Origin of the sequence: Bacteroides sp. AM54-2NS, assembly GCF_003602935.1 — a bacterium.
Classification (GTDB): domain Bacteria; phylum Bacteroidota; class Bacteroidia; order Bacteroidales; family Bacteroidaceae; genus Bacteroides; species Bacteroides xylanisolvens.
In genome coordinates this window covers 19,982-38,235 of the sequence record NZ_QTMZ01000044.1, presented here as the reverse complement: position 1 = coordinate 38,235, position 18,254 = coordinate 19,982, and the positions used below count along the sequence as shown (strand labels likewise).

General features: G+C 43.2%; 13 protein-coding genes. All 13 read right to left on the bottom strand.

Annotation, left to right across the window (positions count from 1 at the left end):
• Nucleotides 1-84: 84 nt before the first annotated feature.
• The 13 genes from DXA05_RS20775 to DXA05_RS20720 all read right to left on the bottom strand — a co-directional run bounded on the left by DXA05_RS20775 (nucleotide 85) and on the right by DXA05_RS20720 (nucleotide 18,190).
• Nucleotides 85-1,638, bottom strand: coding sequence for a glycoside hydrolase family 3 C-terminal domain-containing protein (locus DXA05_RS20775; protein ID WP_284515645.1), 1,554 nt, complete (start codon nucleotides 1,636-1,638; stop codon nucleotides 85-87).
• Entirely contained in the window at nucleotides 1,554-2,402 is an 849-nt protein-coding gene (locus tag DXA05_RS27980) for a glycoside hydrolase family 3 N-terminal domain-containing protein (RefSeq protein WP_284515644.1), read from the bottom strand. Before DXA05_RS27980 ends, DXA05_RS20775 begins: the two co-directional genes overlap by 85 nt.
• A gap of 75 nt (nucleotides 2,403-2,477) precedes the next feature.
• Complete coding sequence (locus tag DXA05_RS20770; RefSeq protein WP_128859597.1) at nucleotides 2,478-3,974, bottom strand: sulfatase; 1,497 nt, start codon at nucleotides 3,972-3,974, stop codon at nucleotides 2,478-2,480.
• A gap of 34 nt (nucleotides 3,975-4,008) precedes the next feature.
• Nucleotides 4,009-5,496: a sulfatase gene (locus DXA05_RS20765; RefSeq protein WP_118194736.1), complete on the bottom strand. Its 1,488-nt coding sequence runs from the start codon at nucleotides 5,494-5,496 to the stop codon at nucleotides 4,009-4,011.
• 11 nt (nucleotides 5,497-5,507) lie between these two features.
• A complete protein-coding gene (locus DXA05_RS20760) occupies nucleotides 5,508-7,172 on the bottom strand; it encodes a RagB/SusD family nutrient uptake outer membrane protein (protein ID WP_128859596.1) in 1,665 nt (554 codons plus the stop codon).
• Between the two features lie 26 nt (nucleotides 7,173-7,198).
• Nucleotides 7,199-10,318, bottom strand: coding sequence for a TonB-dependent receptor (locus DXA05_RS20755; RefSeq protein ID WP_128859595.1), 3,120 nt, complete (start codon nucleotides 10,316-10,318; stop codon nucleotides 7,199-7,201).
• A 12-nt stretch (nucleotides 10,319-10,330) separates the two neighbouring features.
• Complete coding sequence (locus DXA05_RS20750) at nucleotides 10,331-11,311, bottom strand: endo-1,4-beta-xylanase (RefSeq protein ID WP_284515646.1); 981 nt, start codon at nucleotides 11,309-11,311, stop codon at nucleotides 10,331-10,333.
• On the bottom strand, nucleotides 11,311-11,490 hold the full coding sequence (locus DXA05_RS20745; RefSeq protein ID WP_128859593.1) for a hypothetical protein: 180 nt from the start codon (nucleotides 11,488-11,490) through the stop codon (nucleotides 11,311-11,313). The genes DXA05_RS20750 and DXA05_RS20745 overlap by 1 nt, the downstream gene beginning before the upstream one ends.
• A 402-nt stretch (nucleotides 11,491-11,892) precedes the next feature.
• Nucleotides 11,893-12,093 carry a hypothetical protein gene (locus DXA05_RS20740; RefSeq protein ID WP_128859592.1) on the bottom strand — a complete coding sequence of 67 codons (201 nt, stop codon included), beginning with the start codon at nucleotides 12,091-12,093 and terminating at the stop codon, nucleotides 11,893-11,895.
• Nucleotides 12,094-12,149: 56 nt separating this feature from the next.
• Nucleotides 12,150-13,391, bottom strand: a complete 1,242-nt coding sequence (locus DXA05_RS20735; protein WP_128859591.1) for a sulfatase-like hydrolase/transferase — start codon at nucleotides 13,389-13,391, stop codon at nucleotides 12,150-12,152.
• A 10-nt stretch (nucleotides 13,392-13,401) separates the two neighbouring features.
• Nucleotides 13,402-14,904, bottom strand: a complete 1,503-nt coding sequence (locus DXA05_RS20730; protein ID WP_128859590.1) for a sulfatase — start codon at nucleotides 14,902-14,904, stop codon at nucleotides 13,402-13,404.
• A 31-nt stretch (nucleotides 14,905-14,935) separates the two neighbouring features.
• Nucleotides 14,936-16,534, bottom strand: a complete 1,599-nt coding sequence (locus DXA05_RS20725; RefSeq protein ID WP_128859589.1) for a sulfatase — start codon at nucleotides 16,532-16,534, stop codon at nucleotides 14,936-14,938.
• 36 nt (nucleotides 16,535-16,570) lie between these two features.
• Entirely contained in the window at nucleotides 16,571-18,190 is a 1,620-nt protein-coding gene (locus tag DXA05_RS20720; RefSeq protein WP_225450365.1) for a sulfatase, read from the bottom strand.
• Nucleotides 18,191-18,254: the final 64 nt, after the last annotated feature.

The following is an 18,254-nucleotide window of genomic DNA, read 5'->3' as shown; positions in this document are numbered from 1 at the left end:
TTTCACGATATACGCGGTTCTAACTAAATAAAAGCCGTGTAATCTATGAAATCGTGCCTAATTTACATGCGGAATGTGCCTTATCTAAAGAACCTCCATTTTCACTTTCTTCAAATCTTTATCTTGCGAAGAAGAACCAATCATAATTTCAAATTCCCCTTTCTCTACTCCATACTGCATATTTCGATTCCAGTAAGCCAGTTTATCGGGAGTAACTGTAAAAGTAACCGTTTTCTTTTCCCCCGGTTTTAAAGTAACCCGGGCAAAATCCTTCAATTCCTTCACCGGACGAGTAGCGGAACTATAAATATCACGAATATAAAGTTGCACAACTTCAGTACCTTCACGGTCTCCTACATTCGTCAGTTCAATACTTGCGGTAAACGAATCTTTATCTGAAATCCTAGTATGAGAAAGTTTCAGGCTGGAATAAGCAAAACGGGTATAGGACAAGCCAAAACCAAACGGGTAAAGAGGAGTACTCGGACCATCGATATACTTATGGAAGTATTGCGACGGTTTATGATTGTAAATCATCTGAATCTGTCCACTATGACGGGGAATACTAATAGGAAGTTTTGCCGACGGATTCACCTTCCCGGCCAGGATATTGGCTAAAGCACACCCTCCTAAAGCCCCCGGTTCCCATGCTTGAACCAATGCCTGCACATTTTGCGCAATCCAATTTACACTTAACGGACGTCCGCCAACCAAGACAACGATTGTTGGCACACCGGTTTCGTGTATCTTTTGCACCAATTGATTCTGTGTACCCAATAAATCAAGTCCCATACGATCAATATTCTCGCCACAAGTCTTGCTTTTCTGATAACGTAACGGATTCTCCCCTACCACTACAATAGCCAAATCCGACTTCTTTGCTATTGCAGCCGCCTCGTTCACTTTATCCATAGAATTTTGGCGGACATCATCACCATAATCGTAATAATTCACTTTTGCACTACCAGCAATTTCCCTGATACCATCTAAAATAGTCACCACATTAGCATCCGGTTGTTGAAGTGTCCAATCTCCTAAAATAGTATGATTATTCGCATTCGGCCCTGTCACTAAAATATTCTTATAGTCAGAGAAATCAAGCGGCAACAAATTATTTTCGTTCTTCAACAAAACGATAGATTCCTCCGCCATTTCAAGAGCACTCTGCAGGTGCTCCTTATTAGATAGAGTTTGAGCGGTCTTCTCCAAACTGACAAAAGGATTTTCGAACAATCCGAGACGGAACTTTGCTTCGAGGATTTTAGAACAGGCGCGATCAATCTGCGCTTCCGAGAGTTTTCCCTCTTTTACTAATTCTACAACCTTCTCCAAAAAATCAGGTCCGTGCATACGCATATCCAATCCTGCATCGATCGTTTCATAAAAGGCATCCTTTAAAGTAGGCGCCGCATGATGTAGGTCATGGATTCTATCCACGTCCATCCAGTCACTTACAATAAACCCGTTAAATCCATACTCCCCACGCATTATATCCGTCATCATCCACCGATCCGCATGACAAGGGATCCCATTCAGTTCGTTGTGAGCAGCCATCAGCGTAAAAACATTCGCTTCCTCAATCGCAGCTTTATATGGTGGAAGATACACCTCACGCAATGTACGTTCCGATACATCCATCGGAGCTGCATTTGTTCCGTTCGAGGTTCGCTACCTGCAATAAGATGCTTGGCACAAGCCAAAGCCACTTCCGTTCCTTGACAGTCTTTCCCCTGAAATCCCTTGATGGTAGCCACACCCATGCGGGTCACCAGATACGGGTCTTCTCCAAAAGTTTCACCTACACGCCCCCAACGGGCATCACGCGCTACATCAATATTCGGAGTAAATGTCCAATGAGCTCCTGTTGCACGGACTTCCAATGCCGCTTCACGGCTGATTCGTTCTACCAGCTCCGGATGAAAGCTGGCAGCCTGACCGATAGGCGTGGGATATACAGTAGCCCCACTGACTAAAGCATTGCCATGTATGGCATCAATGCCAATAAGTAAAGGTATCTGCAAACGACTTTTCATAGCCAGCTTCTGCAAATCATTACTTTCTTTAGCCGTCACTACATGCAGGAAAGACCCTACCAATCCTTTTTCCGTCAGTTCCAACAACTGATTGACCGAAAGATTCGGATAAAATCCATTAGCATCATCTCCTTTTGCTATCTTCTGCCCCTTAAAACGTTTTTGTGTTTCACGAATATGTCCGGGGCCGACATACTGGCACATCTGTGCAACTTTCTCCTCTAAAGTCATACGCCCCATCAGGTCCGTCACCCGTCGTTCAACAGGTTGACCGGGCTCCTTATATATTGGTTGCTGTGCCTTACCAAGCAATGTAAACGTAAGCATTGCCATCATCATCCAAACTTTCATTGTCAGTTTATTCCTCATATTTAAGCATATATTTATCTGTCAGTTTTCTTCTTTCTTCCAAAGACATCGTATCATTATACTCCTTCTGCAATTTTACGATCTCTTTTTTAAGTTCTCTGATAATCTTGCATACGCCGGATTATCATACTGATTAGTAAGCTCGTTCGGATCCGCCTGCATATCATAAAATTCCCATTGGTCGATATTATAATAGAAATGAATCAATTTATAGCGGTCTGTACGGACTCCATAGTGTGGCTGCACATTATGCCACTTCGGATACTCAAAATACTGGTAATAAGCAGACTTGCGCCAGTTCTTTTCCACCGATTTATCACCTTCCAGTAATCCTTTCATACTGACACCTTGCATATCAGAAGGAATCTTCACACCAGCATAATTGAGCAATGTAGGAGCAATATCCACATTTAAAGTAAGATTCTTCAAGCGCTGTCCTTCCGGGATATGCCCCGGATAGCTGATAAGGCACGGCATCTGCAAAGACTCTTCATACATCCAGCGTTTATCATACAAGCCATGCTCTCCCAGGAAGAACCCCTGATCGCCCATATAAACAATTATCGTGTTCTCGTAAAGTCCATTTTTCTTCAGATATTCCACTACACGCCCTACCTGATCGTCCACCGAACGCACCACTCGCAGATAATTCTTCAAATAAGTCTGAAACTTCCATTTCTTTAAATCTTCCCCTTTCAGGTTTGCATCCGGTGTCCAATACTGATTCTTGCCGGAACCTCCCCACCACAGCCATTTATTCTTTTCTTTCTGCGAAAGTCCTGTAGGAGGAATCTGTTTCAAATCCCCTCTCGACAAGTGGTTTTCAATGGTAGCCATTGACTCGCCAATGGTCTTTTCGCGGGTACGGTAATCATCGTCGAAAGTTGCAGGATATGGAAACTCCACATCTTTGAATAAATCGAGATAACAGGAATCAGGTTCCCATGGACGATGCGGTGCTTTGTAATGCAGCATCATACAAAACGGTTTATCTTTGTCACGCTGGCTTTCCAACCATTCCAGTGCATAATTGGTGGTTAGCCGGGTAGCATAGCCTTTCTCTTTTTTCTTCTTTCCGTTTGTACTGTAAACAGGATCCCAATACGTGCCCTGCTGACTTGGATTAGCATGAATTTTGTAATAATCGAATCCGGCAGGGTCAGAGAACAAATGCCATTTACCAAACAAAGCTGTCGTATATCCATTCTCTCTCAATATCTTTTGATACTGTTGCTGTGTATTATCAAAAACGATTCCTCCCTCATTCTGATAGAATCCATGAGTGGTGCTATACTTTCCGGTCAACAGACAAGCACGGCTCGGACCGGAAATAGAATTGGTGCAAAGCATATTCTCCATAATCGCACCATTATGTCCAATCGCGTCAATGTTAGGAGTCGGCGCCAGTTTTGCATTAATCCCACCATAAGCACTGACTGCCGTACGTGCATGGTCATCCGACAGAATAAAAAGAATATTAGGACGTTTATCCACCTTCTGCTGGGCTACGACCATAGAAGGCAAAGCAGCCAAGCTACACCCCAGCAGAGACAATAACTGTTTATTTTTCATTGTATTTATTATTTTACTAATTATAAGAATATTATCACTTTCTCTTGTGTGCCTGTGTGCCTTTCCTTTCAGGTTTATCCGCTTTCGGCACTTGTTTCATAAAGTCTTTTCCCCGGCGGGCCAATATCTCCTTCTGAAGCTGTGCGACAATCTCCTTATTCTCCGGTGCATCCGCTACATTCTTCGTTTCCAAATGGTCGTTACGATACAGGAACAGCATGTGCCCTTGGAAATTCCCCGCTTTGTCATTCCATTGAGTATAGCCATAATCGCGGTCGAAATAAGTCACCCCGCTATGCCATTTGATAATAGCACAATCCTTCCATGATTTATCCTCGCCAGTCATCAACTTCATCATGCTTTCTCCTTCCGTATGATGAGGAACAGGCAATCCGACCGCTTCACAAAGAGTGGGATACACATCGACGAACTCAACCACTTTAGGTTCCGCCCCTTTCTTTTGATTACCCGGCACTTTGATAATTAAAGGAGCATTATTCACAATATTGAAGTTTGAATGTTTACACCACTGATTATGATCGCCCAAACTCCAGCCATGATCGCCCAACAAAACGACAACTGTATTTTTGTCCAATCCCAACTTTTTCAGTTCTGCCATTATCTTACCCACCTGCGCATCCGCATAGCTGACACAGGCACGATATCCACGAATCAGCTTCAACGCTTCCTCCTTCGGAATATCACTCTTAGCGGGAATGTTTTTATAATAACGTATCTCATTGTAAGCATGAAAAGCCATATCCGGGAATCCCTCCCGATTGAAATCAAAAGTTTCGGGAACACGAATCTGTTTCGGGTCATACAAATCCCAATACTTCTTAGGCGCATTGAAAGGTAGATGAGGTTTCAGAATACCAACAGCCAGGAAAAAAGGTTGGCCACTCTTCTTCAACCGACGCAAATCTTCCATCGTTTTATCCGCAGTCTTTCCATCAAAATAAGCGTTGTCCGCCACATCCAGACATTCAAAAGGTTCGGGACCACCTCTCTGCTTTTCTACTGACAGGTTCTCATCTCCCAAATAATCCCTCCATGTTTCCGATTTGCCTTCCGGCATCCAGACTTCCGTCCAGGAACGCTCTTTCGCATCATTCTTGCCATGTATTACCTTGCTATTGGAAATCGTGACATATCCGTTTTCCCTAAAATACTGCGGCAGAGTCACCGTACCCGGTGCTTCTCTGTCGATTTCGGCATTTACATCCCAAAAGCGAGTCTGCCCTGGACGTAAGCCGGAAAAAAGCGAAGCACGCGACGCACCGGAAACAGGTACATTACAATATGCGTTTTCAAACATCACTCCTTGGGATGCCAAAGCATCCATATTAGGTGTTTTCATGTACTTTGCACCGTAACAGTTGAGTTCCGTACGCATGTCGTCCATAATCAGAAACAGTACATTTTTCTTCTGTTCGCCCTTCTCTGCCTGGGCATGCATTACATTTGCATGCCCACACAGTAAAGAAGGGACTATAAATAAACTAAACCTATTGATATTCATCGTTTTTAATTTTAGTATCCGTAGTTTTGTTCTTCCTGGCTAATATTTTCATTACGAATAATCTCGTCTGCGGGGAATGGCATCAGTAGATTCTTCTTCACTGTTTCATCTGTAATCTTATACGTATATACAAACTTCACATTGGCAGGTTCTAGCTTCTGTGCTGCATACCACGCTTCCACTTGTGTATTATGTTCTTCCATTATTTTTCTTAAATATTCCGTTCCGCGGCGGCGGATCGTGTACCATTCATCACACTCTCCGGTCAATTCTTTCAAACGCTCACGGAAGATTCGTTCACGAAACAAAGCCTTGTCAGCTTTTTCCCCGGGAGATACGGCAAGCGGATAGACTTCCGTTGCCGGATCAATTACGCCATTACCATCCGCATCACGTGCACGATCGAGCACCTCATTCAAATAATCGGCAGCATCAGACGAACCTATTTCATTGGCAGCTTCGGCCAGTACCATCAACAAATCCGCATAACGGTAATATACAAAGTTTGCATTAGAAGCAGAAGCAGTCATCATCGGGTCGTAATACTTCTTCCATGCCGGATATTCCGAGTCACCCTGTTTATAGACTAGTTTATTATCTCCTGTGCCACTTGTTCCCGCCTTTTTGGTAGTAGGATAAAGCAGGATATTTTTCTTTTTGGCATCTGCGATAAAGATATTAGTATAGCGTCCGTACACGAAACTAGCTTCCCTGCGTGGGTCACCCTCGTCAAACTGATCGAAAGCACGCTGCGAAGGACGCGTCTTTCCCCAGCTTTTTCCTTCAGTTGCTATGTTGCTCATTAATTCGTGACCGACAGGGAAAGTGGTCTCCGTCAGGCGTCCGCTATTGACAGCCGAAGCAAACTGAATTTCAAAAATAGATTCTGCATTGTTCTTGTTGGCACTGCCAAAGAGTTTTGCATACGGACGAACCAGTTTGTACTCTCCATGATCGTACACATCTTTGGCAGCGTCATAAGCCTTTTGCCAGTATTCCGAACCTTCTGTATTGCCCGCCAGCGTCAGATATACTTTGGCCAATAAAGCCTGTGCAGCATATCTGTGCGGATGTCCTTCTACCTTATCAGCCGGTAAAGGCAACATCCCATACGCAGCTTTCAAATCATTAATAATCAGAGTATATACTGCGGAAACATCGGCACGAGGAGCCTGTGCTTCATTATAATCAAGTACAGGTTGCGTCACAAGAGACACTTTACCAAAAAGACGTACGAGATTGAAATAAGTAAGTCCACGAATAAAATGTGCCTCTCCTGTAATCCGGTTCTTTTCCGATTCAACGCTGATCGTACTGGATTTCATTCCATCAATAATATCATTAGCTATACGGACGGTTTCATACATTCCATTATAAGCATTGGTCATATTTACGTCCGAAGGAAGAATGTTCATGGTGGTCAGATTTACGTCATTCGCCTTGATGCTGACTCCCATACCGGAAGTGACACTCAACACATGAAAATAGTTGAATGCATAGCCGTTATACCCCGCCATATTTCCATAACACCCGGCAAGAGCGGCCTTTGCTGAACTCAACGAATTGTAGACACCTGATTTTTCGACGGATGTATCCGGTGTTTCCACCAGAAAATCATCACATGCTACTGCACCGAGCACCACGCATGACAAAAGAATATATTTAAGTGTTTTCATCTTATACTACTTTTTAAGATATACATTTAGAAATTAGCTATCACACCAAAAGTGAAATTACGGGCAGACGGATAGGAAGTCAAGTCAATACCAATACGGTCTGCATCATTGGCAAACGTATTCACATCCGGATCATAACCACTGTATGAGGTAATCGTGAATACATTGGAAGCCGTAAAGTTGAAAGTAAGGCTCTGTATTGTTTTCACTTTCTTCAATTTAAGCAGATAGCTTAATGAGATGTGGGATAACTTCAGATAAGATCCACTCTCGATATAGCGGTCGCTCAACACACCTTTCGGTTCGTATCCGAGACGGGGATATGTATGGCTCTTATTTTCGGCAGTCCACGCCTGAAAGAAAGCATCTTTCCGTACATTCTTATTAGCATTCTTTACATCCGTTTCGTCTATCAGATTGGCATTGATGATATCATTGCCTACCACTCCGTTGAACGCCATATCCAAAGTCCATTGTTTATAATTCAGAGTCGTATTCAATGCATACGTAAAGTCCGGATTGGGATTACCGATTATCACCCGATCTTTATCATCAATCACACGGTCGCCGTTTTGATCAACATACCGCACATCACCGGGAAGCATTTCCGTACCTTTCATCGTGAGCGGATGCTGCTGATTCTCCGCACTGTTATATTCTTCTTCCTGCATAATACCGGCAGTCTGATATCCCATAAACAGGCCAATAGACTTTCCTACCAGAAATACGTTTGCCGGGAATTTGGTATATGTATTATTCCCTACATTTTCGCCCCAGTAACCACGCATATTCTTCAATACGCCGAAATCAGCAGGCGACATTCCCAGTTCTTTAATCGTATTCTTTACAAAAGCTATATTTCCTCCGATTGTCCAGTTCCATGATTTAGTAGCAACGGGAGTTCCTTCTATCGCAAATTCAAGTCCCTTGTTTTCGATCTTTCCATTGTTGACCCACATAGAGTTGTAACCACTGGCATAAGGCAAGGCTATCTGCTGAAGCAAATCTTTTGTCTTTTTAATATAAGCGTCCGCTGTAAACGTCAGACGTTGGTTGAACAAGCCGAGGTCGACTCCTATATTATATTGTTCGGAGGTTTCCCACTTCAAATCCGCATTTGGAATACGTGAAGGAACAATGCCGGGTTCCAAGCTTCCATCAGGTTTCGCTGAACTATTGCTGTTATAGCTTGCCAAAGTTTGATAAGGAGAGATGGCCTGATTGCCCACCTGTCCCCAACCCAAGCGTAACTTCAGATTAGATACTTTATCGAACTCCTTCATCCACTCTTCCTGATTGATTCGCCATGCCAATGCAAAAGAAGGAAAATAGGAGAAGCGGTTTTTCTTATCGAACTTACTAGAGCCATCGGCACGGAAAGTAGCAGTTGCGACATAACGATTGGCATAATTGTACACACCACGCGCCAAAACCGAAAAGAGTTGTTCACCTGTTTTCGTCAACTGATAAGGGTATTGTCTCGCAGCCTGTGAAATTCCGTCAGCACGAAGGTCTTCAGTAAAAAAGTCCTCTCCCGTCACACTGGTTTGTTTCACTTGCTTATTATTGTAGACTACTCCTAACGTTCCGTTCAAATTATGCTTCTTTGTAAAGGAATGATTAAACATCATCAGTGCTTCGGTGTTATACGAATAGGTTGTCAATCCGGCAATACCGGCTTTTCCATTTGTTTGTGAGCCATTAGAAGTCAATTTGCCGAACCACATGGCACGTTCCTTATTTCGATACACCAATCCGCCTTTCACTCTGAACGTTAACCATTTGAATGTTTTCACATCCAATGAGACGTTCGTATTAAATGTATTCTCCTTACTATCATCGTCATAATCAGTAAACCATGCTTCGGGAGAGGTCAGGTCTTCATCGTAATTGGCATAGTCATCACCGGAAGACACTCCTTTATAAGGTTTGAATGAAATCATGTGGCGAACAATACTTGTACGTGTGTTTGCGAGCTTGTCCGTACCCGAAGTCATTGATGTGTTGATAGAACTAAATGCAGAAGTAGTCTTCAGGCTGATACGGTCATTAATCTCCTGGTCGAGATTGAGGCGGATGTCGTACTTGTCAACTCCGGTTTTACGAATGACTCCTTGCTGGTCAGAATAACCGAGAGCGAGATAATAAGTCGTTTTCTGACTCTTCCCACTGACGCTGGCACGATAATTCTGCGAGACAGCCGTGCGGGTAGCCTCATTCTGCCAATTGACCGGGAGTATACCGTCCATCGTCATCGGAGTGCCGTCTTCGCCTATGAATTCTTTGGCATTACGGAAATCAATATAGTCTTTAGTGCCCAACATTGGAATTTCACGCGCTAATGTAGAGAAAGTAACATTGGCACTTACAGTTACGCTCGGTTTCCCTGTTTTTCCCTGTTTGGTAGTGATAAGCACCACACCGTTGGCTCCCTGCGAACCGTAGATAGCCGTAGCAGAAGCGTCTTTAAGAATCTCGATATTTTCAATATCCTGCGGACTGATAGCTGCTAACGGATTTTGTGCATCCGCACGCGAATTACCTCCTCCGGTACCGGCAGACATCGGATCAGCCGTATCTCCCAAATCGGAGATTATATTTCCATCTACTACATACAGTGGAGAATTGTTACCACGCAAAGAACTGGTTCCACGAATGCGTACACTTACCGAACCGCCTGGAGCGGCACTGCCAGTAGAAACCATTACACCAGCAGCTTTTCCCTGAAGCATTTTGTCGAATGAAGTGGCACGGGCAGCTTCTTCAGCGCTGGCCTTTACGGAAGTGACCGAACCTGTCAGGTCACTTTTACGCATCGAACCGTAGCCCACTACAATTACTTCATTGAGTTCCGTAACTTCCGGTTCCAGTTCAATAGTTAATATAGAACGTCCCTTTAAAGCTACATGCTTGGTTTTATAGCCTACATAAGAAACGACAAGTATATCTTCTTTCACACGGTCAACTTTCAAGGTGAATTTCCCGTTCAAGTCTGTAATAGTCCCACTGGCAGCACCTTTCACTTGAACTGTTGCACCAATGACGGGTTGCTTCATTTCGTCCAGCACTGTACCCTCCACTTTGATAGCCAAAGCCAGAGCCGTTTGCAGAAGTAAGACAATCAAGAGCAAAAATTTTGTTTTCATAAGTTTTCAGATTTATTGTGTGATATGATTTATAAGTTCTTGTTTGATACGCTCGTATCCGGGACGGGCTCGTCCTGCATTATCCCATAGGCAGCCCATCCATTTTTCATTGGGTGTATCTTCATCACGTACATTCCAAAAGCTGATACCGACTACTCCTTCATGTACGTGTTTCAGCAAGGTAGATGTCACTTTTCCATACGTTTCTGCCTGTTCGGTTTCACGTGTTGTATCACCGTCTTTAATCCATACGTTCATTTCTGTAATATGAAACTCCAGCGAATGTTGATGACACCAGGAAATAAATTTGTCCAGTCGTTCCACATTGCCGGGTATTTTCTCCCAGCCGGTATCAATATGTGCCTGCCAACCCAGTCCGTCCACCCGGTAGCCTTTCTCGCGAAGATAACTGACTAGCTTTTTCATACGCTCCCACACTACTTCTTCAAAGTTTCCGTGTTGGTTAATGATTAGTTTCACCCCTGAAGGCGCATATTGAGTGGCTATCTCGAATGCCTTATTAATATAAAGAGGAGTACGGATTTCACTTTCTTCATCGAAACCGATAATTGTCCAGGGATTCTCCCAAAGGGATGTTCCTTGGCGGGCGCCAAACCATTCTCCCCGTTTTTGATCGCCGAATACCGGATCTTTCACGTTTTCTTTCGCAATCGTTTCATTCACTACATCTATCCATTGTACATTCGGTTGGTTAGCATATCGGATACATAGTTGTGTCATGTATTCTTCCAACATACGGGTCAGTTCTTCCGGAGTACGATTGTCTTCCTTCACCCACTTCGAGCATTGCGGACTGATAGGGCTATGTAGACGAAGCCGTATTTTTTTATCTTTGGCATAGGTAATCCAGTTATCCGGCAATTCCCACCGCCAGGAATCATAAGTAGGATGAATATAACTCTGCTTAAAGTCATTAGCCGGAGTCATATAGTCAAACTCACGGGCGGCTATCCGGCCGGAAAGTTCATCTATCAGTTTTCCATGATTGGCGGTTCCGATATAGAAATTACCATTATAATAATTGGTAACGATTTCTTTGATGGGAAGCTCATCAATTCACTTTCCGGAATAGGGACTTTTTGAGGAATCTCCTGTGCACAAGAGATCCAATGGATGCACAACAAATAAATTACAGGAATTAGTTTTTTCATAAGCATTACATTAAAAATGATAGGGCAAAAGTAAGCCTATCAGCGTATCAAGAGGTTATTTTTCCGTTTTATAAGGTTTGATATCCGGTCATTCTATCTTACTCTTCATCTAATCTATTAATAGATAAGTTGTTCGTTCCTTAGTATAAACTTGTTGCCTACCTGTTGCAAAGTTCCTTTTCTCTAATTGTAATCTATAAACGCAACTTGCGTTTATAAAAATGCAAGCTTTGTTTTTATAATTGCAAGCTTCATTTATAAAAACAAAAGTTGCGTTTATAGTTTATCAGTAAGCAAAAGCAAGTTATCTATTAATCAAATAGAAGTTTACCAGTAATGGAAAGGAAGTTTGTTATTAATGAAACAGAACTGATCTGACCGTATCTCCATGATACGCCCGCATCAATGGCCTTTCCGTTGTACTTTGCCGGTTTGCTTTTCAGTCCTTTTCGCGTTTTTTTCTACTTTCTCCTTCTTTACTTTCGCTGAAAGTGGTTTTAGTTTTTCAAGCGGGATAAAACTTTTCAGCGTTTGCGCTTTTGCTTCATTGCCGGAGATGATATTTTTTAGTTCACCATTATCCGACTTTAAATCAACGTACATTTCCCCGCTGTTTTTGCCATCAAACAGGGTATATTTGTTTGTACCGCTAATGACATTCAGGAATCCGTCTCCTTCTGTATATAAGCTTTGCGCTGGGGAGCTTTACCACGTCCCAACACACGATCGGCCAATGAAAGTCCGTCGGTTTTAGCGGGAAGAGGTATGCCAGCCAACTGGCAAATGGTAGGAAGCAAGTCGGTTCCGTTACATACCAGTGAATTGTCACGTTCACCATGTGCTATTCCACGGCCACAGAAGATGAATGGTACCCGTTGACATTCGTCATAAGGTAGATTCTTGGTTACAGTGTGGTGGGCACCTTGCATTTCTCCATGATCGGAGGTGAAAACAATGATCGTATTGCGTTTCAATTCCGGATGCCGATCGAGAGCGTCCAAAATATGACCGATATGGCTATCCACTAAAGCAACCAATTGCCCATAAGTCCAGCGATATTTGCGCCAATACCAATCAGGGAAGTCTTTATAAGGACTTTTCTTCATATCAGGAAAACCGTCAGTCTTTGCAAAATTAAAAGGAAGTGCGGGAGCATGTTCACGGTAAAACTCTACCGAATCGATTGCGGCAGCACGGGCACGCATCTGACGGACACATTGGGTTATCAGGCTTTTCTTACCTTCTTTTTTACCGATTACTTCGGAAGAAAGATTGGTCGATGATTCCAGGCAGATATCATGAGGATTAAGAAAAGAGGCAACCAGCAGGAACGGTTTACTTCCGGCTGTTTGTGGTTGTGTCGCCTTTTCTTCAATCAGTTTGCCGGCAGCCACTCCCAAGCCGTCACGTTCGTCATCGGTAAAGTAAGTTTCAAAACCATACCCTGCCGGAGCAGCAAATTTAGACTTGCCCTCTTTGGCGGAGAAAGGCAAATGTACTTTTCCACCGTAATAGGTTTCATATCCGCCACGATTGAATACTGCTCCCATTCCATTTTGAGCAAGCATCGCACGGACTTCGGTTTCGTCGGCCTCCGCACACTGATTCTCACGAATACCATATTGTCCGCCGAACATTCCGGTGAAAAGAGCAAAACGTGAGGGGACGGATACAGGATTAGCACAATAAGTACGAGTAAACGAAATCCCTTCTTTGGCCAGGCGGTCTATATTAGGAGTGGAAAAATAGGAACCGCCATACATGTCAGCGTGTGCACTAATGGCATTATAAGATTGCTGATCGGTCATTATCAGAATGATATTGGGCTTGGTTGTTTGTGCTACAACCTGCATTGCCGGGAGCGCAAAAGCTCCGAGAGTTATTTTTGTTAATAGTTTCATAAGGCATTTATTATTTCAGAGTTTGTTTTTTCTTTCCGTATTTCTTATCTCCATTCGCATTATCTCCAGGATTCAGTTTATTATCATTATGGTTCATTGTCTTAGGGTCGGCCATTTTCACATTCATTTCTTTCCGCCAGTCATTCAGCTTTTGCATCAACTGACGGGTGATTTCCGGTTGCTCGATGGCCAGGTTATGGTTTTCTCCGGGATCAGATTGCAAGTCATAAAGCTCAATGCGGTTCTGCTGATAGAAGTCGAGTAGTTTATATCGGCCGCTACGGATAGCAGTCGAAACATAATCACCTGTTGAAGTGGGACGCTGCGAAGCTTTATGCCAAAAAAGGTCACGGGCAGCCAATGCGGGTGGATTCTTTCCAGTCAAGGCTGGTTTTAAACTCATTCCGTCAAGTTCGGCTTTCCCGTCTACGGGTGCATTGCAAAGATCGGCCAGCGTGGGAAGTAAGTCGAAGCTCATTACGGGCAAGTCACATGTTTTGTTTTCCTTCTGTCCCGGAAGATGAACAAGCATTGGGACACGTAAGCCTCCTTCGTAAAGATGCCCTTTACCAGCCTTCAGAGGCGCATTGGTAGTAGCCAATTCACGTTTGTTTCCCCGGTTTGATAGTCCGCCGTGGTCGGAAATGAGTACGATGATTGTATGGTCATACTGTCCGGTGGTTTTCAACGCTTCGATCATCTTTCCTATTCCCTCGTCTACAGATTCAATCATTGCTGCATAGACAGGATGATCCTGCTGGGTCTTGCAGTCACCCGCTTCTTCCTTTTTCATAGGATCTTCTCCCAATCCCAATTTCTCAATCTTCGTTTCATAGCGGTTTATCATCTCCTGCTTTGCCTCCAAAGGGGTATGAACGGCATAAAAACTACATATTGCGAAGAATGGCTGCGAACGTGGTGTTTTGAGATAATCCACCATTTTACGGGTCATATAATCCGTTAGGTATTCACCCGATTGAGCATCTTCCATACCGTAAATCAGTTTATCCGGATTGGAAGTTCCCGGTTTGTTGAAAGGAGCAAAATATGTTCCTGTAGAACCGGCTTTTCCTGCACCGATATTTAAATCAAAACCTTTGTCTTCGGGCATCGTTTTACCGTCGCTTAGATGCCATTTGCCTATAATACAAGTGTTATATCCGGCTTCCTTAAAAGGCATAGCTATACAATAGCTGTCGGCATCCACTTTACGGTCATCGGTTTTGGCTCCTGTCTGCGGACGGGCACAATGCCGACCGGTTATGAGCGAATAGCGTGACGGTACACTTCGTGGATAGGCCACGTATGCCTGCGAGAAGTTGGTGGATTCCTGTGCCAGGTGATCTATATTCTTTGTTTCATATAGTTTAGAACCGGTAAGAGAAAGGTCGTGAGCCCCCCAATCATCCACCACAAGCATTAAGACATTAGGATGCTGCATTGTATTTTGAGCCTGCACGCACGCAAAAGGTATCACAGTGCTTGCCGCTACGAGTTTCAGAGTTAGTTTCATAAGTTATTTGTAGTCAATTAATGGTTTCCGATTATTTTTCATTTCTAACAATTCGAGTCTTTTTATATTCTTCCCAATACCTCTTCATTTGGTGCAATGCGTCTGCATAATCACTATTTGCTGCAACATTAACAGTTTCATCCGGGTCTTTAGCATAATCATAAAGTTCTTCCGCAAGTATCTTTGTCGTATCTGTTTTCTTATCTTTCCAGTTTAGCCAGACTGTATAACGGTAACGGCCGTCTCGCAGTGAATATCCCATCTTACCTACTCTTGGATATTGGCTCACTGCATAAGGTTTAATGTTTACGACATCTTTCTTGCCTTTCACGACCTCTACTAAACTTTCTCCGTCCAAATTCAAGGGCTTTTTCAGTCCCGCCAAGTCGCACAAGGTAGGATAAATGGAAAGAAACTCTACCGGAGTCGTTACTTTTTGTGCAGGAGATGAAGGATCTATCAATAAAAATGGAACATGAGTAGCCTGTTCGAAATTGGTGTGTTTATTCCACAATCCATGATCTCCCAAATGCCAGCCATGATCTCCCCACAATACAATAATCGTATTATTCAGGCAACCGCTCTTTTCAAGAGCTTCCACTATCTTACCTATTTGAGCATCAATATAAGAAATGCAGGCATAATAACCATGCACCAGTTCACGAGCTTTCTCGTCGGGAATCTTCACATTTTCAATATCCGAAAAAGAAATAAGAGAGGGAATATCGGTGTACAATTGCAGTTCACCACATTTATGATAGGCAAACTCCGGACTCCCCACCGCTTTCTTCCGGTAGGTAGCCAAAGGCATCGTTTCACGATGATATAAATCCCAATACTTTTTGGGAGCACAGAAAGGCAAGTGAGGCTTTTTGAATCCTACCGCCAGAAAGAAAGGTTTATCCGAATGACAATTGGTCAGAAAACGAACGGCTCCGTCGGCAATAGCTCCGTCATTATAGGCATTGTCGGGAACATCCGTACACTCTGTGGTAGGTTTCACATATTTCTGAATGTATTTCTCTATTTGATTTTTCTTATCCATACCTTTCGCCTGCGCTTCTTTATGGTATTTATTATAAAGTCCACGTATTTCCGGACTTTGATATTGAGCCATTACAGGTTGTTCGAATCCGGCATTTATAAACTGGGCATGTTCCATATATTCTTCCGACCAGGAACGGGCATCCTGTTGTTTATCGACCGAACGGGGATCGTAGATTTTTCCGATACCTGCTACTCTATACCCGTTCTCCTTAAAGTACTGCGGCAGGGTGACAACATCCGGATTCTGCGAGCGAATCAATGTTTTAAGATCCCACACACGGGTACGATCCGGACACATTCCTGTCAACAGACTGGCACGTGTTGCTGCCGACACGGCCTGCTGACAATAAGCTGACATAAAAACGGTTCCTCTTGTGGACAAACGGTCTATATGAGGAGTCTGTGCCACGGGATCACCATAACAACCAAGCAAAGGCTTAAGATCATCTACAGCTATGAACAATACATTTTTCCGGGACAGTTGCGTTTCATCAATAACAGTTTGTGCATTCATTACAAGAGGCAGACAAGTACTTGCCAAAGCGGAAACTGCAACTGAATAGGGTATTAGATTCTTCATCATATACTTATTTTAAAATTAACACATCATTATTTCACTTTACATAAATTGGAATTCTACCGGTTCGGAGTCCTTATAACCAATCCGTTCCAGCTTCAAGACAATGCATTCTCCTGCTTTCAGAGAAACCGGACTTGTATACAGATGCCAGTTACCTTCTTTATTCTTTATCCGGTAAATAGCTGAATAAATACTCAAATCATTCTCTACATATACTTTCCCATTTTCTGTTCTCAAATGAGGGCGTTCACAACAAGGTTTCGTTCCTTCCGGCCACATTTTATTCACGAAATATTCTTCCGTTCTCTGCTCCCAATCAATATTGAACGGCTTTATCCATTCTTTCTGATAGGCAGCGCGCATCTGTTTCAATACCTTTTGATAACCAGCATCATTACACAGATTATGAATCTGATGCGGATCTGCGGTACAATCATATAATTCTTCTTCAAAAGCCGGTGACATGAACCAACGTTCTTGAACAGTATCTAATTTTCCCTCCTCATGGAGCCGTAACATCTCCTGCATCATCGGCATATCCAAACGGAACTTCACAGGACGGTAAACCGACTGTTGAGACATATAATTCCGTATATAAAGATAACGTTCCGAACGAATGGACGCACGTTTTTCTATCTGTTCATCAAAGCGATCGGTTGCACCAAACACATATTTTCTTTTTTCAGTCGCTTTATAGGGGCCATACATCGCTTGTCCATGCATATAGGACGGAGGAACTATTCCTGCAAGTGATAATATCGTCGGAGGAATATCTACGAACATATTCAGAGATGTATTCTGTGTACCTGCCCCTCTTCTGTCCGGGAAACGAATCATAAAAGGAACATGAGTCCCCGAATCCATAATCTCACGTTTAGCACGCGGCAGAGGACCTCCATTGTCCGAATAGAATAAGACAATGGTATTTTTTGCACGCTCGCTTGCCTCCAGTTCCTCCAAGAGTCTTCGGAATTGTTCATCCATCTTTTTTATATTAGAGTAAAGAACGGCATGATCATGACGCACTATTTTAGTGTCAGGGTAATAGGGAGGCAAAACAATATCCTCCGGTGAAACCACCAAAGGCAAATCTGTATTTTTCCATATAAAAGACTCATGTGTGACATTCAAATTAAAGATAGAAAAGAATGGTCGGTCGGCAGGCGCCTTCTTCCAATGTGCCTTTCCTCCTTGCTCATCCCAGGCAGAAACAGGTGAAGTGAACTGATAATCGGTTTTTGCATTGTTCGTACAATAATATCCTTGTTGCCGCAAAAATTCGGTATAACATTTTACTCCTGCAGGCGGAACAACTCCAAACTCTTTATTAAAATAATTGGAACGCATATAATTAGCCCCATCAGCTGAAGCATACCGTCCGGTTATTAATGAATAACGGCTGGGAGAAGATACTCCCACGCATGTATACATATCAGTATGCAAGATAGCTTGAGCCGCAAAAGAATCGAGATTAGGGGTTACTGCAACTTTATCTCCATAACATCCCAGGTACGGACTGATATCCTCACAAACAATGACAAGAATATTGGGCCTTTCCTTCACCGGCTCCATCGGGTTTTGCATGGGTTGCCGGGCAATTCCACAGGTAGATACTCCTGCTAATAACAAACTGGAAATCATCTTATAATTAGTATCCATGTGCTACTGTTATTAAATAGTATTAAATGAAAAGTGTAAGGCAAAGATAGGCATTTGGACAAAC